Annotated in this window: 14 protein-coding genes; 4 read left to right on the forward strand and 10 right to left on the reverse strand. The window is 70.2% G+C overall.

Annotated elements, in window-relative coordinates; translation table 11 throughout:
- Nucleotides 1–2 precede the first annotated feature (2 nt).
- From NQK81_RS07660 to NQK81_RS07685, 6 genes are all read right to left on the reverse strand, one after another.
- Entirely contained in the window at nucleotides 3–2,741 is a 2,739-nt protein-coding gene (locus NQK81_RS07660) for an AAA family ATPase (protein ID WP_257487659.1), read from the reverse strand.
- A complete protein-coding gene (locus NQK81_RS07665) occupies nucleotides 2,738–5,434 on the reverse strand; it encodes an AAA family ATPase (RefSeq protein WP_257487660.1) in 2,697 nt (898 codons plus the stop codon). The genes NQK81_RS07660 and NQK81_RS07665 overlap by 4 nt, the downstream gene beginning before the upstream one ends.
- Nucleotides 5,435–5,906: 472 nt before the next feature.
- Nucleotides 5,907–6,572: a LuxR C-terminal-related transcriptional regulator gene (locus NQK81_RS07670; RefSeq protein ID WP_257487661.1), complete on the reverse strand. Its 666-nt coding sequence runs from the start codon at nucleotides 6,570–6,572 to the stop codon at nucleotides 5,907–5,909.
- A 498-nt stretch (nucleotides 6,573–7,070) separates the two neighbouring features.
- Complete coding sequence (locus tag NQK81_RS07675) at nucleotides 7,071–7,406, reverse strand: hypothetical protein (RefSeq protein WP_257487662.1); 336 nt, start codon at nucleotides 7,404–7,406, stop codon at nucleotides 7,071–7,073.
- Between the two features lie 321 nt (nucleotides 7,407–7,727).
- Nucleotides 7,728–8,513, reverse strand: a complete 786-nt coding sequence (locus NQK81_RS07680) for an SDR family oxidoreductase (protein ID WP_126731889.1) — start codon at nucleotides 8,511–8,513, stop codon at nucleotides 7,728–7,730.
- Nucleotides 8,510–9,262: an SDR family oxidoreductase gene (locus NQK81_RS07685; protein WP_126731887.1), complete on the reverse strand. Its 753-nt coding sequence runs from the start codon at nucleotides 9,260–9,262 to the stop codon at nucleotides 8,510–8,512. The genes NQK81_RS07680 and NQK81_RS07685 overlap by 4 nt, the downstream gene beginning before the upstream one ends.
- A 122-nt stretch (nucleotides 9,263–9,384) precedes the next feature.
- Between NQK81_RS07685 and NQK81_RS07690 the strand changes: the two genes are divergently transcribed.
- Nucleotides 9,385–9,999, forward strand: coding sequence for a TetR/AcrR family transcriptional regulator (locus tag NQK81_RS07690; RefSeq protein ID WP_126731886.1), 615 nt, complete (start codon nucleotides 9,385–9,387; stop codon nucleotides 9,997–9,999).
- Between the two features lie 158 nt (nucleotides 10,000–10,157).
- Entirely contained in the window at nucleotides 10,158–11,531 is a 1,374-nt protein-coding gene (locus NQK81_RS07695; protein WP_126731884.1) for an MFS transporter, read from the forward strand.
- On the opposite strand, the gene NQK81_RS07700 is transcribed toward NQK81_RS07695, so the two are convergent.
- Nucleotides 11,490–12,449, reverse strand: coding sequence for a helix-turn-helix transcriptional regulator (locus tag NQK81_RS07700; protein ID WP_257487663.1), 960 nt, complete (start codon nucleotides 12,447–12,449; stop codon nucleotides 11,490–11,492). The genes NQK81_RS07695 and NQK81_RS07700 overlap by 42 nt on opposite strands.
- Before the next feature lie 200 nt (nucleotides 12,450–12,649).
- Here NQK81_RS07700 and NQK81_RS07705 point away from each other — a divergent pair, with 200 nt between their 5' ends.
- Nucleotides 12,650–13,114 (forward strand): nucleoside deaminase, encoded by a 465-nt coding sequence (locus tag NQK81_RS07705; RefSeq protein ID WP_257489718.1) that lies wholly within the window; start codon nucleotides 12,650–12,652, stop codon nucleotides 13,112–13,114.
- Here the strand turns inward: NQK81_RS07705 and NQK81_RS07710 are convergent.
- Nucleotides 13,111–14,370: a GGDEF domain-containing protein gene (locus tag NQK81_RS07710; RefSeq protein ID WP_257487664.1), complete on the reverse strand. Its 1,260-nt coding sequence runs from the start codon at nucleotides 14,368–14,370 to the stop codon at nucleotides 13,111–13,113. The genes NQK81_RS07705 and NQK81_RS07710 overlap by 4 nt on opposite strands.
- 224 nt (nucleotides 14,371–14,594) lie before the next feature.
- Between NQK81_RS07710 and NQK81_RS07715 the strand changes: the two genes are divergently transcribed.
- A complete protein-coding gene (locus NQK81_RS07715) occupies nucleotides 14,595–15,545 on the forward strand; it encodes a chitinase (RefSeq protein ID WP_257487665.1) in 951 nt (316 codons plus the stop codon).
- A 288-nt stretch (nucleotides 15,546–15,833) separates the two neighbouring features.
- On the opposite strand, the gene NQK81_RS07720 is transcribed toward NQK81_RS07715, so the two are convergent.
- Complete coding sequence (locus tag NQK81_RS07720; protein WP_257487666.1) at nucleotides 15,834–17,402, reverse strand: type 1 periplasmic-binding domain-containing protein; 1,569 nt, start codon at nucleotides 17,400–17,402, stop codon at nucleotides 15,834–15,836.
- A gap of 19 nt (nucleotides 17,403–17,421) precedes the next feature.
- Nucleotides 17,422–19,446, reverse strand: coding sequence for a hypothetical protein (locus NQK81_RS07725; RefSeq protein ID WP_257487667.1), 2,025 nt, complete (start codon nucleotides 19,444–19,446; stop codon nucleotides 17,422–17,424).
- Nucleotides 19,447–19,538: the final 92 nt, after the last annotated feature.

Raw genomic sequence — 19,538 nt, forward strand, 5'->3', positions numbered from 1 at the left:
GCTCAGAGCTCCTTGTCCAGCGCGTCGAACAGCTCCCGCAACTCGGCCCGCCCGGTCACCTCGAGCTGCCGGTAGATCGCGGTGAGCCGCAGCTCGACGGCGCGTTTGCTCACGCCCAGTTCCTCCGCCAGTTCGGCGTTGGAGGCGTTCGCGAGCACGCGGCGGACGAGGTCGGTCGCCGCGGGCGAGAGCGCCCGCCAGCGCCGGGAGGCCGTGCGGTAGGACCGCCGCGGCCGGTCGGACAGCCGTTTCCCGAGGTCCGCGATCCGCGACGTCGCCCACGCGAGCTGGTACGCGCCGGCCAGCCGTTCGGCTTCCCGCAACAGCCGCGGCACGCCGCTGGTCTGGCCGCGGTTGAGCTGGGCGGCCGCGAGCAGCAGTACTGCCTCGACGTAGAGCACCCTGGCGGGCGACTGCTGGAGCGCGTTGACCGCCTGGGTCAGCCGGAACACCGCGTCCTCGGACCGGACCGCGACGCCCGCGCCCAGATGGGTCCGCCCGATCGCGGTACGCGTGCCCCAGTTCTGCGCCAGCCGCCATTCCTCGCTGATCATCGCGGCCGCGGTGTGCTCGTCGCCGAGTGCCTGCGCCGCGATGGCGACATGCGAACGCCACGGCACCAGGCCGGGGTTCAGCCAGCCCGCCGCGTTCATCCGCCTGCCGCATTCCTGGAACAGGCCCAGCGCCCGGCGGTGGCGTTTCAGGTCCAGTTCCAGCAGCCCGCGCATGAAGAGCAGATAGGGCGCGGAATACAGCGGCCCGCCGTCGCCCGCGGCGTCGACGGCGCGCTGGGCGGCGTCGAGGTTCCCGCGGGTGAGGGCCGCCGCGATCTCGATGGTGCGCAGCGACGTGGCGACCGTCGACGGCCAGCCGTCCGGTGGACCGGAAGCGGCGGCTTCGGCGAGCGCGTCCTCGGCGGCCTGAACACGACCACGCTGCAGATGCACCCAGGCCTTGCCGGTGAGCCCGAGCGCCACCGGCACGCCCGCCCCGGCGGCGCTCGCGTCCGCGATCATCTCCTCGTAGACCGAAAGCGCTTCCAGGACGTCGTCGGTCTGGGTGAAGGTGATGGCCAGCGCCAGCCGCGGCGAGTAGAGGGTGATGGGTTCGCGGGACGGATCCGCCGCGCGCCGGGCCAGCCGTCGGGCGGCTTTGCCGTCGCGGCAGGCGATCGTGGTCAGCCACGACGCGGCGGCCGCCTGCGCGGGGGTCAGCGCCGCCGGGTCGAGATCCGGCAGCGCGGGGATGCCGAGATGGACGGCGCCCGCCCCACTCCCGTCGGCCAGCCAGTACAACGCGGTCAGATCCGCGCGGTCCCGGTCGTCGACAGCGGCCTCGCTCAGCAGAGCCAGTTCACGCAGGGCGTCTTCCGTGGCGCCTCGCTGCATCATCAAGTCCACAGCGGACAGTCGCGTTCGGACGGTGTCGTCCCCGGAGACCCTGGTCGCCCTCGCCAGTCGCAGCCCGCCGGTGAACGGGCACGACGACGCCTCGACGGTCTCGAGTTCCAGGCGCAGCCGTGCCGACATCCCCGGCGGCGCCGGTTCGGCCAGCGCCCTCCGGTAGTAGCGCGCCGCTTCGGCGTGATCCCCGGCTTCGCGACGGCGCAACGCCGCGGCGTGCAGCGTCTCCAGAGCCCAGGCCTCGCCGACCGGTTGCGAGCCGAGCAGCAGCCCGGCGACGTCCTCCTCCGGGGCGGCCCGGCGATGCCCGAGTTCGGCGGCCCGGCGGCGCGTGCCCGCCCGCTCGTCCGCTCCGGTCTCGGCCAGCACCCAGGTGGCCACCTGCGGGTTCATCGGCTCGGCGGGATCGGTCCCGATCAGGCCGGCGTCCGCCAGCACCCGCAGCGCCCGGCCCAGCGGCATCCCGAGCGGCCCGGCGAGGGGCCGCAGGTACGCCTCGTCGAGGGTGCCGATCGCGGCGATCGTCCGCACCAGCGCGGCGAGATCGGACGGCAGCCGGGCGAGCAGGTCGAGCACGGTGTCGCGGCGCACGTCCGCGGTGACGGCGGTGATCTCCGGACCGGCGGACGACCTGGCGAGCACTTCCGCGAGCAGGGCGGGATTCCCCCGCGTCGCCGCGTAGACCTCGGCCACCGGCGGCCGCGGCGCGGGGACGGCGTGCACCAGCCGCCGGACCGCCGCCTCGCTCAACGGCCGCAACCGCACCACATGCCGGTTCTCCCAGGGAAGACCGCCGAGGGACAAGGGATCCGCCTCGTCGGCGTCCTGCGGGCCGGAATGCGCGGCGATGAGCAGCACGGGGTCGTTGCCCCGGCGCCGCTGCAAGGCGGCCAGCCAGGCCTCGGACTGCTCGTCGGCCAGGATCAGGTCGTCGACGACCAGCAGGACCGGGCAGCGCCGGGCCGACTCCAGCAGCCGCTGGCAGAGCAGTTCGTGCAGGACCTGCACGTCGGTGCCGTCCGAGAGCGCGGCGTGCAGCCACGGGACGTCCGCGAGCTCCGGGATCGGTGCCAGCAACTGGGAAAGGAGCCCGTACGGCAGCTGCGCCTCGGTGGCCGAGCCCCGCGCGGTGAACACCTGCAGTCCCCGCTCGGCGGCGAGGGACGCGACCTGGTCCAGCAGTGCCGTGCGCCCGCTGCCCGCCGGGCCGAGTACCGCCGCGGATCCTCCGTGGCCGTGTTCGAGATCCCCGATCAGGCGGGTGAGCAGACGCAGTTCGGTCTCGCGTTCGACGAGTTCGTCCGCACCGTCGGCTTCGAGCCGCCGGACGGCGCTCACCGGACACCTTCGAGGACGGCCTGCCGCTCGTCGGTCTCGCCCAGCACCACGGCCAGTTCGGGCCGCCCGCTGATCCGCAGCTTCCGGTACACGCTCGTCAGATGCGTCTCGATGGTCCGGACGGTGACGAAGAGCCGTTCCGCGATGACCCGGTTGCTGACCCCGCGTCCGGCGAGCCGGGCGATATGCCGTTCGGCGGGGCTCAGCGAGGCGAACGGGGACAGCTCGCTCGGGATGCCCGCGTCGGCGGCGGTGCGCTGGGCGCGGCGGAGCAGGAACCGGTCCCCCGTCCGCAGGCTCAGCTCGGCGCAGCGACGCAACCGGGTGCGCGCGGCGACGCTGTCGCCCGCTTCGACGAGGGCGCGGCCGAGGTGATACTCCGCCAGCGCCTCCTCCAGCCGGGCGGGTGAGCCCGCCAGGATTCCCGCCGCCTCTTCGATCAGCGCGATCCGGCCGGGGCCGCGGGTGGCGACCGCGGTCGCGAGCCGGGCCATCCCGACCGCTCTCGGGGTGCCCCAGCGCAGTGCCGGCCCGGTTCCTTCGGCCGCGAGGTCCGCGGCCTCCTCGAAACGTCCTTCGTCGGCCAGCATGCAGGCGCCCTCGAACCACCACGGCGCCAGCAGCGGGTTGGCGATGCCGACATCGGCGAGGCTCTCACCGCAGCGGTTGAAGAGCTTCAGCGCCGTCTCGCGGTCCCCCGCCGCCCAATGCACCCGCGCGTCGACGAGCTGGAACCACGGGCGCATCACCGTGTGCTCCCACAATTGCGGGGAATCCGCTTCCCGCAACAACTTCATCGCCTTCGCGGTCTCGCCCTGCTGCGCCGCGACGGTCGCGTACGCGATCCGCGGGACGACACCGCCGGTCCGGCCTTCGGCTCGGCGGCTGAGCGCGTAGGCCTGCCCGGCGTCGGCCGCCGCGGTGGCGAGATCACCGCACCAGTGCCCGAGCAGACCGCGGAACGCGAGGTATTCGCTGCGCTGGGCCGGTACGAGCTCGATGGCCCTGGTCAGTTCGTCCCTCGCGACGTCGATCTCGTCCGCGAGCAGCAGCGCCAGCACGGCGGAGCTGACGGCCGAGTCGTCGGTGGTCGGGGTGTAGCCGCGGATCGCACGCATCGCCCATTCGGCGGCTTCGCGCGGCCGGGTGCCGTCGAGCGCGGCGACGACGGCACAGACGGCCAGATGCCTGGCGTCGACGACCGTGTCCGCCGACCGCGGCTGGATCCGGGTGTCGAGCTTCGCCAGGCTGTCCCGGTCTTCGATGCCCACCAGGCACAACAGCCCTTCGAGCTGACCGCGCAGTTGCTGGTCCATCTCGCCGCCGAGCACGGTCAGGACCCGGTCCAGCACGGTGACGGCGGTCCCGCAACGACGGGCGACGAGCGCCGCGCGGCCCAGTTTCACCGCGGCCCTGGCCTGGTCCACGGGATCCTGTTGCAGTTCGAGCGCGCGGCGCAGGAGGTCGAATCCGCTGTCCGGTTCCAGCAGCGCGACCGTCTCCGCGAGCTGGACGGCCAGTCCGGCGTCAGACGGCCTGGCGGCCGCGGCGGGCCTGAGATAGCGCAGCGCGTCCCAGGGCGCGCCCCGGTCGCAAGCGCAGGTCGCGGCGTCGCGCAGCAGATCGACCATCCACGTGTCGAGTTCGGCTAGTTCGAGCAGGTGTTCCGCCACCTCCTCCGGCGATCCCGCCGCGTCGCTCAGCAGGATCGCCGCGGTCCGCCGCCACCGGCCGAGTTCGGCGGGTTCGAGCGCGTCGAGCAGCCCTTCCCGCACCGGGTCATGCCGGAAGGAAAGTCCTTCGGCGGCAAGGATGTGCCTGCTCCGGAGGAGCTCGACGGCGGTTCCGGCGGTGCGGGCGGGCACCTTGGCCAGCCGGGCGACCAGCGACAGGTCCTGCCCGCCGAGTACCGCGATGGCGGTGGCGACCGCCCTGGCGTAGTCGGGGACACCGGCGAACAGGGAGCGGATCAGCGCCGCCCCCGCCGCGGATCCGGCCACCGGGGCGATCCCGGACGCGACCTTGCCCAGTTCGTCGAGCATCTCCCGCAGCAGCAACGGATTCCCGCCGGACTGCTCGACACAGTGCCGCACGAACGGCTCGCCCGGCTCCGAGCCGACGGCCTCGCGCGCGAGCGAGGCGACCGCCTCGGCGGGCAGCGGGCCGAGGTCGAGCACCTCGGTGCCGTACCAGGATTCGAGGTCCGCCAGGTGTTCCGCCGCGCCGTCCGGTCCGTCGGCGGCCGACCGGGCCAGGATCATCCGCACCGGCAGCCGGGTGGAGTGCCGGGCGAGCAGGCTCAGCCAGCGCACGGCCGGTTCGTCGCACCAGTGAACGTCGTCGACGGCGAACACGATCCCGGGCCGTCCGGCCGCCCATCCGGCGAAAGCCTCGTACCAGGCGGCGAAGTCATCCGGATCCGGCACGCGCGCGCCCGCGCGGCGCAGATCCGCGAGCAGTTGCCGAGAGGCGGCGGCCCCGTCACCCGGATCACCGGTGCCCCGGCAGACGACGGTGTCCGTGAGAGCCGCCAGGGCGGTGTCCAGCAGACTGGACTTGCCGATACCCGCTTGCCCGCGCACGACGATGACGGAGCCCTCGCCGGGCGCGCCGGGGCTCAGCCGGGCGGCGAGCCAACGGAGCTCGTCGTCCCGTCCGGCCAGCGCGCGTCCGGGTCTGTTGGCGTCCTTCATCTCCCGCCTCCCTGTCGTCCCATCGGGGCCATTGCCGTCACACAGAGCGAACAATCGCTTACGTGCTTCCATCTCATCGTGTGATCGTCTTACCGAATAGAGCGTGCAACCTCGATAAGGGTTATCCCTCACTACGAGGACTGCGGGCGCTCATATGAGCAAGGCGCTTCCCGACGACGGAATTCCGAGCGCGAAGCGACACGGGCCGCAGCGCGGACCCGGGTCGATCAAGACCGACAGAAGTCACGACAGAAGGAAACTAGGCGTGAACCAGCGACACCGTCGGAGTGGCCACTCGGCGACCAGGCGGTCAGCTCGAGCGGCTTCCGACCGCTCAAACGAGCGAAATCGCCGACAAGGTCATTACGAATTCTGCCGAAATACGTGCAAGCGAAGTGGCCGTTCACTGGGACCGCACCGTGATCGCACGAGCACGTCACGCGATGGCCACCCGCGCGTCAGTTGCCGGTGATCAGCTCGCGCGCCGGGACTCCGGCACCCGCGGCGGCCAGGCCGTCGAGTCGAGCAGGCCGGTCGCGAAGGCCCGCGAAACCAGTTCGACCCGGTTGCGCGCCTTGAACTTCCGCTGCAGGCGGGCGACGTGGTAGTCGATGCCCTGACGGCTCAGGTAGTACTTGTCGGCCATCTCCAGACTCGACAGGCCGCTGGCGATCCCCTGGAGGATCTTCGCCTCGATGTCGGTGACCGAGCCCAGCTGCTCGGCGCGGGCGGCGGGGGGCGCCGTCTCCGGGAGCATGGTCAGCAGGATCGCCGTTCCCGGCGCCCGCATCCGGCCCGCCACGATGGTCAGCCGGTCGGCGCCACTGGAACCGAGCCCGGTGACACTGCCGCGGAACCGTTGTTCCCAGCCTTCGGCGACCCGGTTCAGCCGGTCGCGTAAATGGTCCGGACCACTGGTGACGAGCTCGGGGAACGATTCGCCGAGCACGTCGGCGGGGCGGCGGCCCAGCAGGCGAAAGAACGCGGCGTTGCCGCTGCCGAGCCGCAACCCGGCGCTGAGCGCCGCGAGCGGCATGTCGGCGACTTCCACGAATTCGCTGATGGTTCCGGGTCGTACGGTGCGACCCGCGTCGAAAGCGCGCGTGCCGATCGGGGAAATCGTTCGGATGCCGGCCATGGAAAGCCCCCTTCTGCCTGAGCTGAATGTGTCCACCAAAGCCGTCCCTGCCCAAGACTCGGCAAACAATACGAAGGGGCGATCGACGGGGTCAACGAATTCAGGAGCAGTTCGTGGCCACCGAACCCACCGTGCGGACGGGCCGCACCGAAGGTTCGGTATCGGGGCCCCAGCAGGAGAATCCTCAGCTCAGCGGCCGGTTCGGTGACCGAACCTCGCGCCATACGGGAGGCGAAGCGAATTCCACGTGAAGAAACTCTCGCGTTTTCGCTCCGCCACGATAGCACCGAATCCGCCGATCCTTAACATTGATTTAAGGTGGCATCGATCCGATTCCCGAAGCGGGTGACCCGGTGATCGGCACACGGTCGACTTCGCCTGTCGATCGACCGAATGGTCTTTAGCAATGGAAACGATCGATCGACCGGAACCGTGTTTGTCCATTGTAGACAGAGCCGCCCCGGGCGGCCAGGCACCCGGGGCGGCTCCGCCGGCGGATCAGACGGTTTCGCGCGTGGTCACCGCGTCCTTCTCGGCGGCCAGCGCGGTGCACGTGCGCACCCACAGCTCCCAGCCGCGCAGCGCCTGGTTGCAGTTCCAGCCGGTCCAGCGGCCCGCCTGCGCGCCCTCGTTGCCGGCGCGGTTGCAGGCGGTTTTGCTGCTCCAGCCTTCACTCACCTTGCGGTACGGCGTGCAGGAAGCCGCCGCGGCGTCACCCGACGCCCCGGCCGCGCACGGTTCCGCGGTGCTCGCCATCGCCGATCCCGCGGTCAGCACCGACCCGGCGAGGGTGGCGGCGAGCACGGCACCACGGAGCACGAAGCGTTTGTTCATCGAGTTTTCCTTACCGCGAGCAAGACCCCTTGCCCACAGTGGCCGATCCGCCGACGAAGATCAACCGCCCCGGGCCGAGTTACGCCTCCGATCACGCGAGTTACGCCCCTGATCACGCGAGTTACGCCGCTGATCACGCGAGTCACGTCTCCGATCACGGCGGTCCTGCCCCACCGGTCACGCGAAGCCCCGCGTGCCGCCATCCGAACCTGCGCGAACCCCCGGCCACCGTGTCGCGAAAGCCACTTTCGGGACATCACACGTCGCGAAAGTGGCTTTCGCGACACGCCACGACCAGGCACCAAGGCGAGCCGGCGCCGGTCATTCCCCGACGACCTGCTCCACCTTGCGCTGCAGCTTGTTCATCCCGCCGAGCCATCGGTCGGTCTGCGTGGCCCGCGCGGCGTAGTAGTCCGCGACCTCGGGGTGCGGCAGCACCAGGAACCGCTCCTCGGCGATGGCCTCGAACAGCGCGTCCGCGACCTGCTCCGGCTGGATCGCCGACGCGCCCATCAGCAGCTCGCCCGCCGGGCCGGTGTTCTCCAGCATCGCCGTCCGCACGCCCTGCGGGCAGATGGCCTGCACGGTGAGCCCGCGGTGCCGATAGGTCGCCGAAAGCCATTCGGCGAAGGCGAGCGCGCCGTGTTTGGTCACCGAGTAGGACGCCGAACCGAGGCTGGTCAGCAAGCCGGCCGCCGACACCGTCGAGATGAAATGCCCGCGGCCGCGCTCCAGCCACGGCGGCAGGAGCAGCCGCGCCGCGCGCACGTGCGCCATGACGTTGACGTCCCAGATCCGCGCCCAGTCCTCCTCCGGCGCGTCCACGCCGCCCATCGGCGCGATCCCGGCATTGGCGCAGAAGACGTCGATCTCGCCGAGGGTTTCGCGCGCCGCCTCGATCAGGGACGCGACGCCCGCCTCGCTCGCGGCGTCCCCGGCGACGGCGGTCCCGCCGATCTCCTCGGCGACCTCGGCCGCGGCGTCCCCGTTGAGGTCGCCGACGACGACCCGGGCGCCCTCCGCGGCGAACCGGCGGGCGAGGACGGCCCCGATCCCGCCGCCCCCACCGGTGACGACGACCCCGGAACCGGTGAACGACGCGGTCACAGGCCACCCGCCAGCGTGACGCCGCCGTCGAGGACCACCGTCTGCCCGGTGATCCAGCCCGCTTCTTCCGAGAGCAGGAACGCCACGGCGCCCGCGATGTCCGCCGGAACGCCGAGGCGCTTCATCGGGTACGACTCGGAGACCTCTTCTTCGCGGCCTTCGTACAGCGCGGTCGCGAACTTGGTCTTGACCACGGCCGGCGCGACGGCGTTCACGCGGATCTTCGGCCCCAGTTCGAAGCCGAGTTCCTTGGTGAGCCGGATCAGCGCGGCCTTGCTGACGCCGTACATGCCGATCCCGGGCGACGCGCCGAGCCCGGCGATGGAGGCGACGTTCACCACCGCGCCGCCGTGCTCCCCCATCCACGCGTCCCTCGCCCGGCGCGTCCACGAAAGCGGCGCGAGCACGTTGACGGCGAAGATCTTCGCGGCGGCCCCGGGGTCGATGTCCAGGGTCGGCCCGAACACCGGATTGATCCCGGTGTTGTTGACCAGCATGTCGAGGCGGCCGAAGGTCTCGATGGTCTTGGCGACGGCCTCGTCCTGGTGCGCCTCGTCGTCGGCCTTGCCGGGGACGGCGATGGCGACGGCCTCGCCGCCCAGTTCGGCCACGGCCTCGGCCAGCGGCTCCGGCTTGCGCGCGGTGATGCACACCTTCGCACCGCGCTCGACCAGGTCCTTGGCGATCCCGAGGCCGATACCCCGGCTGGCGCCGGTGACGATCGCGACGCGATCCTTGAACGAGTTCACTCTTCGATCTCCTCTGTGTTCACTGGCGACGCAATAACTAAGCGAGCGCTCACTTACAATGGAAAGGTCCGGAGACGGTGTCAAGCCCGCCATCCGGAACGAGCGTCTGGGAGGATCTGCGGATGACCATGTCGCTGTCGGCCGAACTGTGGCCCGACGTCCAGCCGGAGACGGCACGGCGGCTGATGCTGGCCGGGGTCGAATCCTTCGCGCGGCGTGGCTATCACGCGACCACCACCCGGGACATCGCCTCGGCGGCGGGCATGAGCCCGGCGGCGCTGTACGTGCACTTCCCGTCCAAGGCCGCGCTGCTCTTCGCGATCTCGAAGTACGGCCACGAGCAGACGCTCTCGCTGGTCGAGAGCGTCGTGGCGCGGGAGACCGACCCGGTCGAGCGGATCCGGCTGCTGGTCGAGGATTTCGTGGCGTGGCACGCGCGGAGGCACACCGTGGCCCGCGTGGTGCAGTACGAACTGCACGCGCTGCCCGACGAGGAGTTCGAGATCGTCGCGAAACTGCGCCGCCGCATCGAGCAGGTCGTGCGCGAGGTCATCACCGAAGGCGTCGGCACGGGCGTGTTCACCGTCGGCGACCCGCACACCGCCGCCCGCGCCGTGCTCTCCCTCGGTGTCGACGTCTCGCGCTGGTACAGCGAGCGGACGCGCCAGACCCCCAAGAAGCTCGGCCAGGAGTACAGCGAGCTGGTGCTGCGCATGCTCGGCACGAAACTCTCCTGACCAGTACAGATCGGCCTGCGTCGGCGATACCGCCACCAGAGTGACATACCAACCGGTCGGTATCTAGAATTACCCGTTGAGACGTTGACCACATACTAAGCGGTTGTTAACTTGCCCGGACTGCATCGCCGCAGCAGCGCCGAGCGAAGGGCATCCAGATGGCCGACACCGCACCGAACGCCCCGGAAACCGCCGCCGAACCGACGATCACCGTCTCCCAGCGCAGGAGGGCCGCGACCGCGGCGGCACTCGCCTCCTCGGTCGAGTGGTACGACTACTTCGTCTTCGGGATCGCCGCCGCCCTGGTCTTCGGGAAGACCTTCTTCCCCACCAGCAACGCGGCGGCCGGCGTCCTCGCCTCGTTCGCGACCTTCGCGGTCGGCTTCCTCGCCCGGCCGCTCGGCGGGATCATCGCGGGCAGCCTCGGTGACAAACGTGGCCGGAAACCCGTGCTGGTGCTGGCGATCGCGCTGATGGGCGCGGCGACCACGCTGATCGGCCTGCTGCCGACCTACGACTCGATCGGCATCGCCGCGCCGATCCTCCTGGTGCTGCTCCGGCTCGTGCAGGGGGTCGCCGTCGGCGCCCAGTGGGGTGGCGCGATGCTGCTCGCCACCGAATACGCGCCGCCCGGCAAACGCGGTCTCTACGGCAGCCTCGTCCAGCTCGGCGTCCCGATCGGGGTGGTACTGGCGAACACGGTGTTCCTCATCGCCGCCCAGCTCGCACCGCCGTCGGACTTCCTCGTGTGGGCGTGGCGGATCCCGTTCCTGGTGGGCGTCCTCGTGCTCGGGCTGGCCTGGTACATGCACGTCAAGATCGACGAGACGCCCGAATACCGCCGCGCCGAAGCGAAACTCGCCGCCGAGGAACGCGGCCGCGCCAAGTCGCCGCTGCGTGACGTCCTGCGCCACCACAAGGGCACGGTGCTGCTGGCGGGCGGCTCGTTCATGGTCAACACCGCCACCTTCTACATCCTGCTGAACGGCGTCCTGGACTACGCCACCCGCCATCTCGGGATGTCGCGGACCACGGTGCTCGTCGCGACCCTGCTGATCAGCACGCTGCAGCTCGCGATCATCCCGCTGTCGGCGAAACTGTCCGACCGGATCGGCAGGCTCAAGATCTACACCTTCGGCGCGGCGGGCGTCGCGCTCTGGGCGATCCCGATGTTCCTGCTCATCGACACGGCCTCGCTGCCGCTGTTCGTGGTCGCCTCGTTCGTCGGGTCGCTGTTCCTCGGCATCATGTACGGCCCGCAGGCGGCGTTGTTCGCCGAGCTCTTCACCGCCGAGATGCGCTACACCGGCGCCTCGCTCGGCTACCAGATCAGCGCGGTGGTCGGCGGCGGGCTCGCGCCGTTCATCATGGTGCTGCTGCTGGAATCCACCGGGACGTCGATGTCGGTCTCGCTCTACATCATCGTGCTGGCCCTGATCTCGCTCGGCTCGATCGGCCTGCTGGCCAAACGCGCACGGTCCACTTCGGACTCAGACGACCGCGCGCGCGAAGCGGTCGGCGACCAGCCGTAGCCGCTCCTTGACCTCGTCCGGCGCCTCCTCCACGACGAAGTCGACGTCCCAGTGGGCGAGGTAGTACGGCATCACGGACAGGTCGTTGGAACCGACCCGGACCCGGCAGGTGTGCTCGTCGATGGCCTCGATCGTCCCGGCGGTCGGGGACACGTATTCGGCGAGCGCCTCCGCCGAGGCGCTGACCCGCAGCACCATCTGGTGCGGATACGGCGAAGACGTGATCCCGCGGGAGACGTACGCCGCGAGGTCCTCGGCGGGCGGTTCCCTCGGCGTGAACCGGAAACTCGTGTCCGGGACGCCGTCGATCCGGTCGACGCGGAAGGTCCGCCAGTCGTCACGGTCGAGGTCGAACGCGACCAGGTACCAGCGGCGTCCGGTGTGCACCAGGCGCAACGGCTCGATGTAGCGCTCGCTGACGTCGCCATGGTGGCTGCGGTAGCCGAACCGGAGCCGCTGATGGTCGCGGCACGCGGACGCGATGACCGTCAGCGCCGCCGCGTCGATGACCGGGACGACGCCGCCCAGCGGGATCATCGCGGTGTTCAGCGCGGTGATCCGGTGCCGCAGCCGCGCGGGCAGCACCTGCTCCAGCTTGGTGAGCGCACGCACCGAGGTCTCCTCGATCCCCGAGACCGTCCCGTTCGCGGCCGTGCGGAGCCCGACGGCGACCGCGACGGCCTCGTCGTCGTCCAGCAGCAGCGGCGGCAACGCGGCCCCCGCGCCGAGCCGGTAGCCGCCCGCGACGCCGGGGGTGGCGTGCACCGGGTAGCCCAGTTCGCGCAGCCGCTCGATGTCGCGCCGGACCGTGCGGACGTCCACCTGCAGCCGGTCGGCGAGGTCGGCGCCCGGCCAGTCGCGCCGCGCCTGCAGCAGGGAGAGGAGCCTCAGCAGCCGTGCCGACGTGCCCGTGGTCATCGGTTCGCTCGCTTCATGGGAGGAGTCTCGCAGATATTCAGGACAGGTCCGGTCCGCATTGGCGCGCGCCGGCTGGACGGTCACGGGGCCGGATGCGGCGCGCCTGTCGCGAAAGCCACTTTCAGGACGTCAGACGTCGCGAAAGTGGCTTTCGCGACGCGTCGCCTTCGCCTTATCGCTCACCACTCACGAGCCCTAAGCTGAACCGCGTGATCGATCCCGCGCAGCTGCTGTCCGTCGCCCGTGAAGAGGCCGAACTCGGCAAGGCCGAGGGCGGGGTGCCGATCGGCGCCGCCCTCTTCGACACCACCGGCGTCCTGCTCGGCCGCGGCCACAACCGCCGGGTCCAGGACGGCGACCCGTCGATGCACGCCGAGACCTCCGCCTTCCGGAACGCGGGCAGGCGGCCGCACTACCGGGACACGATCATGGTCACCACGCTGTCCCCCTGCTGGTACTGCAGCGGGCTGGTGCGCCAGTTCGGCATCGGCCGGGTCGTCATCGGCGAGGCCAGCACGTTCGAAGGCGGGCACGGCTGGCTCGAGGAGCACGGCGTCGAGATCACCCTGCTCGACGACCCGGCGTGCACCGCGCTGATGACCGAGTTCATCCGGGATCACCCGGACCTGTGGTTCGAGGACATCGGCGTCCCGGCCGAAGGCTAGGTTTCGGTCTCGAAGGCGACGGTCCGGTTGCGCCCGGCCCCCTTCGCCGCGCGCAACGCCTGATCCGCCGCGCCGACGAGCCGGTCGAGCGTCTCACCGCAGTCCGGATGCGACGACACTCCGATCGAGACGGTCGTCCCCGCGAACGTCCCACCCAGTGAGACGAACGTCGACGAGATCCGTAGCCGGATGCGCTCGGCGATCGCGTGCGCGTCGAACCGGCTCGTGCCGGGCAGCAGGACCACGAACTCCTCACCGCCGAACCGGCCGACCAGGTCCGCGGCACGGACCTCGGCGCGCAAGGTGTCCGCCACGGCCCGCAGGACGTCGTCCCCGACGTGCCTGCCGTGCCGGTCGTTGAGCCGGGCGAAATGGTCGAGGTCGAGCATCAGCAGCGAAAGCTCGGCGCCACGGCCGCGCAGCAGCTCGAACTGGGTGCGGGCACCGTCCAACCAGGACGACGCGGTGAGCAGTCCCGTGCCGGAGTCCGTGCCCGCGTGCCCGCGCAGGGCACGCATCGTCCCGGCCCGGTGAAGTACCACGAGCGCGCCCGCGAGTACCACGGTGACGAACGGCCAGTCCGCCGCCGACCACGCGAGCAACAGTCCGAACGCGACCATCGCCGCGTCGAAGGCGAATCCCGACGGTTCCGCCCCGAATTCGGCCGCCGGGGCGGCCAAGGCCGCGTCGACGGACAGGAAGACCAGCCCGGTCGCGAAAACCAGGGCGAAACTTTCGAAATCCCTTGGCGCGCCGAGGAACGGCGGCGCACCCAGCAGTACCGGGATGATCGAGGCGCCGAGCGCCGAAAGCATCGTCGCGGACGCCGCGAACACCTGCCGGTGCGGGATACCGCGCCGGATCCGGAACCAGCGGTATGCCGCCGAGACGACGACGAGCACCGCGGCCAGTGCGGGCGGCAGGAGGAGCGCACCCGCGAAAATCCACGCCGCGTCCAGTCCGGCGCCGAGCCGGGTGTCGGCGCGGGACCGCTCGACGGGGCGCGAAAGCTCCGAACTGAGGATCATTCCGGTCAGCAGCGCGGAAAACGGAAGAAACGACGACGGCGCGGGCGGTCGCAGGACGAAAAGGTAGGTGGTGGCGGCGATGGCGGCGAAGTCGACGAGGAGCAGATACCCGATCAGGCCTCGCCTGGGTAGTTCCCACAGGCTCCAGGACCCCAGTATCCGCCGCGGCGCGGCGAGCCGGTCTCTCCGGTCGCGGCTTCCGGTCGCCATCAGGGAGTCCCCCACCATTTCGGCAAACTAGCCGGTAATCGTGGTGGTGTCGATCCGCTTTCCGGGTCATGACCCCCCTACTAAGGTCGGTCGTTTCCGGTGGGTGTTCCGGTGAATTCTTGACAGTCCTCATTGGTCTAGTCCACCGTGGGATAGCGCACACTCCAGGTTGATACGCCGCGTCAAGACGGAGGTGCTCCACACCTGCGCGCCTCGCCGCGCGCGTACCAGTTGGAGGACCGATGAAATCCTTACGACGCTGGGCGACACTGGCCACCACCGTCGGCGCCGCTCTCGCCACGGCCGCCGGCCTCGCCCCCGTCGCCTCGGCGGCCCCGGACCCGGTGCTCGCCTCGCCCTATCTGTACCAGTGGTCGGGACAGACGGATCCGATCGCCGCGATGAACGCCACCGGCGTGAAGGCCTTCACGCTCGCGTTCATCCTCTCCGACGGCGGCTGCAACCCGAAATGGGACGGCAACCGTTCCCTCACCGGCTCCGACGCCACGATGATCAACAACATCCGCGCCAAGGGCGGCGACGTCATCCCGTCGTTCGGCGGCTGGTCGGGCACGAAGCTCGGCCCGAAATGCTCCACTCCCGCGGCGCTCGCCGGCGCATACCAGAAGGTCATCGACGCCTACAAACTCAAGGCGATCGACCTCGATGTGGAGAACACCGACGAGTTCGAGAACTACACCGTCCAGGACCGGATCCTGAACGCCGTCAAGATCACGAAACAGAAGAATCCCGGCCTCCGCGTGGTCATCACCATCCCGACCGAGGTGGGTGGACCCAACGCGCACGGCAAGCGGCTGATCAACCGGTCGAAGGAGCTCGGCGCGGGGGTCGACGCGTGGTCGGTCATGCCGTTCGACTTCTCCAGCGGCGGTGACATGGCGGGCAAGACCCGCAGTGCCGTGGACGGGCTGAAGAACGTCGTGAAGTCCGCTTTCGGCCTGAGCGACGACGCGGCCTACCGGCGCAGCGGGCTTTCGTCGATGAACGGGAAGACCGACGTGGCGGGCGAAACCGTCAGCGTCGCCGACTTCCGCGCGATCCGCGACTACGCGGCGAGCAAACATCTCGCGCGGCTGTCGTTCTGGGCGGTGAACCGCGATTGCAACAACTGCGCGGGAATCGCCCAAGGCAAGTACGACTACACCAAGATCGTGGCGGGTTACACCGGCTGACTTCCGTTCCCCACCGGTGTCAGTCCGTGAAGGCCTCCTTCCCTACCTTGAGCGTAGGGAAGGAGGCCTTCACAGCTTCGGCACCTCGGGCCCGGTGACCATGTCGCGAAAGCCACTTTCGAGACATCAGACGTCGCGAAAGTGGCTTTCGCGACATGCCTCGACGACGCCCGGGCCCCCGTCACGACCGGCCGGCCGCACACACCCGCGCCAACGTTGCGAAAGCCACTTTCGCAACGTCGAAGGTTGCGAAAGTGGCTTTCGCAACCTCCCGGCCCGGGCCACCCCTCAGCCCCCGCAGTCCGGCGCCGTGTTCAGCGGCCGCCCGCGCGACCACACCAGATCGACCGGATGCACCGAACCGTCCGGATCGATCGACAGGATCGGCAACGCCTTGTCGAGCTGGTTCCCCGTCGCCTGGTCGAACGCGATGAAGCCGGTCGCACCGGGCACCGGGGAGTTGCAGTCGATGCTGCGCAACACGTTCGACACCGAGACCGGATCCGCCGAAACGTTCTGCACGGCCGCTTCGACGGCCGCCGCGACCGCGTCGTGTTCGATCATCGCGGCGCCGTCCCACAGTTCCGCCTTGGGAAAACCGTGGGTACCGGTGAATTCCGCGACGAAGTTGTCGTAGTTCTTCTTGTACGTGGGATACGCCGGATCGGCGGTGAACATGTCCCACTGGTCGGGATACGCGAGCGCCGTGTAGCGGAGCCGGACACTGATGTCCTTGTTCAGTTCCAAGGGTTTCCCGGCGAGCGTGCTCGCGTCGTCCCCGGTCATCACGGTCACCGTGTCGAGCCCCTCGCAGGCACCGTCGCCCGCCAGCGCCGCCACGAGGGCGCCGAGGTCGAGCCCGCGGCCGGCGAAGTAGATCAGATCGGGTTTCGCGCCGCAGATGTCGTTGTGCCATCTGCTGAACAGCCCGCGCAGGTACGCCTCGCGCGAAGTGTCGGCGAGCGGTTTGACGTCGTAGGTCTTCGTGAAGACGACCGGCACCTTCGACGAGTTCTGGAACGCCTCGGCCAGGGTGGTCGCGTAGGTGTCCTCCTTGCTGACCCCTTGGATCATCATCACGCGCCGGAAACCGTGCGCGGCGATGTATCCGGCCGCGGCGCGGGCCTCGTCGGTGTTGGTCGGGCCGACGCGGAAGAAGTTGTCGATCCGCACGCCCTGCGGGTCGGTGTTCATGTTGTCCGCGGTGACGGTCGCGCCGATCGTGGCGATCCCGTGCCGGGACAGTTCGGCCACGAGTGCCCGGCTGTTCTCCGAGCTGGTGCCGACGTCGGTGACCGCCACGATGCGCTGGGCGGCGGCCGCGGCGACGATCTCCTCGGCGACGACGCGCCAGTGGTCGGCGTTGCTCCCGTAGTTGGCCAGCAGGAGCTTGATCCCCGGCGGCCCGTTCTTCGGCCACGCGGCGGTGATCGCGCCCTGGACCTCCCGCCGCACGAACGGGAACGGCTGGCTGTCGACCTTCGGATCGGGCGCGAGGTTCTCCAGCACCACGATGGTCTTGAAGTTGTCCCCCGCCAGCTCGTTGCGGCTCTTGATGAGCTTCTCCAGCGGGTCGAGCGGGTCGTCTTCCCGCATCGGGCCGGAGTCGAGGTTCAGCCCGACGCAGACGTGCGACGAGCCGACCGACTCCTCGTCCGCGTCCACCGCCCGCAGTCCGGCGCCGCAGACCTCCCACGGTCTGGTCAGCGCCGGCACGGCGGCCAGCAGCACGACCACTGCCACGATCAGCAGCACCCGATGACGGCGTGCCCAGCCTCGGGGCCGGACCGGCGGACCCGAGGCCGCGCCGTCACGGGCCGCGGACATGCGTGTTCTCAGCGAATCGAGCCAGGACATCACAGGGTTCCGTTCCGGGTCAGGGGAATTCGCCGCGACGGGCGGCTTCCTTGGCCGACACGAGCGCGCCGACGTCGGGCTGATGCGAGGTGGTGGCCAGCGCGGCGAAGGCGTTCGCGATCACCTGGTGCTGGTCCTGCCCGCGGACGGCGAAGGGGTTGGCGGTCAGCCAGCCCGCCGCGATGAGCCGGGCGACGTTGTTCCGGATCTCGGACCGGTCGTTCGGGCGGCGGGCGTTGTCCAGGTTGACGAGTTCTTCGTACAGCTCCGCGTGATCCCGTTCGGGCGGCAGATCGTCCGGCGCGTTCAGGACCAGCTCGAGTTTGGCGATCCACTCCGCGTGCGGGATCCGGTTGAACTCGCGTTCGAAGAAGGTGACCACCTCGCCGATGTCGCCCAGCGCGAGGTTGCAGTAGGCCAGGCGCACCGGATCCTGCGCGGTGTCGGGATCGTCGCGCAGGGCCTTGAACTGGTCGGTGTAGGTCGGCCCGTCGCCGTCACCCCGCCGGGCCAGCGCGGACACCAGGTTCGCGGCGATCCACGGATGCAGCGCCGCTTGGTCGGTCGTCGAACCGGGCGAGTTCTTCGCCGTCACCCACAACGAGGTGCGCAGTTCGGTCAGGATCCGCCCGACGTGCGGCTGGTCGATCCGGCTCTGCGCGGCGTCCGGGATCAGCCAGGGCGCGGTCGCGAACGGGGCCGCGGTCACGAAGTCGTCGACGTGGACGTCGTCGAGGTGTTCGGTCAAGGCGAGCTCGGTCAGCCTGCGGTAGCAGGGATCCTGTTCGCCACGGGGATCGGTGGTGAGCAGGTCACGGCCGCCTTCGCGCGCGTCGGTGGCCCGCAACCGCCCCGCGAGCTGCTCGACCGCCGACGGCAGCCCACCGGTCGCGCGGTGCGCGAGCGTGACCTTCGGCGTCCGCGCGCCGGAATCGAGGATCCGCGCGATCCGCCCGATCGACTGCGGGGAGATCCGGACCGGGTAGTAGGGCGAGTCGAGCGCGCCGTTGCCCGGATTCGCCCAGTCGTCGTACGAAGCCTCCTCGCAGTCCACGATCGGCCGGACGGCGGGCGGAGCGCCGGACGCGGGTTTCCACGGCGCCAGCCAGGCGGTCCCCCAGTCGTCGTGCCACCGCCCGCTGGTGGCGATGACCAGCAGCGCGTCGTGGGCCTCGCGGTCGTTCGGATGCTGGACGGCGTACCGTTCCCGCGCGGCGATCAGGTCGGCGAGGAACTCGGTCCCGCCGGCGTGGTCGACGTCGTCGAGCACCACCACCCAGTTGTGCCAATGCCTGCGCTGCGGCGAGATGTCACAGGTGCACGGGCTCTTCTCCTCCGGCTTCGCCATCCGCGGATGGTTCTCCCGGACGTCGCCGAGGAACGCCGCCATCAGCCATTCGGTGACCGCCTTGGCGTCGCGGGCGCTGCCGTGCGCGAGGCGGTTGAGTTCGAGCAGCGCGTCGAACGGGGATCTCCCCTCGGCGTGGGGGAAGTCCGCCAGCGACCGCAGCGCCTTGCCAAGCCTCGGCCGGATGTTCCGGACAAGATGCGGGAACGTCTGCCGGAACAAATCCGCGTACGGGGGCTCGACGAGTCCGGTCGCCTTCGCCGTCTCGGTCAGCGTGTCGAGCGTGCTGTCCATGGCCGACGTCCAGATGACCCGGTCGAGACTGCCGAGCAGCGACTTCAGTTGCGCGAGGTCTTCGTCGCGATTTCGACCGGAAAGCTCGGCCTGGACTGCGATCAACGCGATCGTGAATCGAACGAACTGCGGTTTCGGCCGATTTCGCCATTTCCCCGACAACGTATAGGCCAGTTTCGTGAGCACGTCGATCGTGCCCGCCCGGCCGCCTTGCCCGAAATCGAATCCGGCGTGCACGACACCCCAGCCGAGGTCACGGCGGATCGCTTCCAGCGCCGTGGTCTTGCCCGAACCGACGGGCCCGAGCAGCAGCGTCACCGGCTGCGGGCGGGACGGATTCCCCGTCTCGCGGTTGAGCAGCATTCTCCGGGCGAGCTGCACCGCGGGAGAATGTCCGTCCACATTCATTTTTCCTGTTCAGCCCCTAGCCTGCCCCGGATGGAATGGAAAGTGCGGACCATCGTAGGTACGCGGCCGAGGGCGGGACACCGGAA

The sequence above is a fragment of the Amycolatopsis roodepoortensis genome (genome assembly GCF_024628825.1).
Lineage (GTDB): Bacteria > Actinomycetota > Actinomycetes > Mycobacteriales > Pseudonocardiaceae > Amycolatopsis > Amycolatopsis roodepoortensis.

What these genes read in the sequence shown, in the direction of transcription:
- NQK81_RS07665 (WP_257487660.1), bottom strand. Translation starts at nt 5,434, where the DNA reads ATGAAGGACGCCAACAGACCCGGACGCGCGCTGGCCGGACGGGACGAC.
- NQK81_RS07675 (WP_257487662.1), bottom strand. Translation starts at nt 7,406, where the DNA reads ATGAACAAACGCTTCGTGCTCCGTGGTGCCGTGCTCGCCGCCACCCTC.
- NQK81_RS07715 (WP_257487665.1), top strand. Translation starts at nt 14,595, where the DNA reads ATGAAATCCTTACGACGCTGGGCGACACTGGCCACCACCGTCGGCGCC.
- NQK81_RS07710 (WP_257487664.1), bottom strand. Translation starts at nt 14,370, where the DNA reads ATGGTGGGGGACTCCCTGATGGCGACCGGAAGCCGCGACCGGAGAGAC.
- NQK81_RS07670 (WP_257487661.1), bottom strand. Translation starts at nt 6,572, where the DNA reads ATGGCCGGCATCCGAACGATTTCCCCGATCGGCACGCGCGCTTTCGAC.
- NQK81_RS07695 (WP_126731884.1), top strand. Translation starts at nt 10,158, where the DNA reads ATGGCCGACACCGCACCGAACGCCCCGGAAACCGCCGCCGAACCGACG.
- NQK81_RS07700 (WP_257487663.1), bottom strand. Translation starts at nt 12,449, where the DNA reads ATGACCACGGGCACGTCGGCACGGCTGCTGAGGCTCCTCTCCCTGCTG.
- NQK81_RS07690 (WP_126731886.1), top strand. Translation starts at nt 9,385, where the DNA reads ATGACCATGTCGCTGTCGGCCGAACTGTGGCCCGACGTCCAGCCGGAG.
- NQK81_RS07720 (WP_257487666.1), bottom strand. Translation starts at nt 17,402, where the DNA reads ATGTCCTGGCTCGATTCGCTGAGAACACGCATGTCCGCGGCCCGTGAC.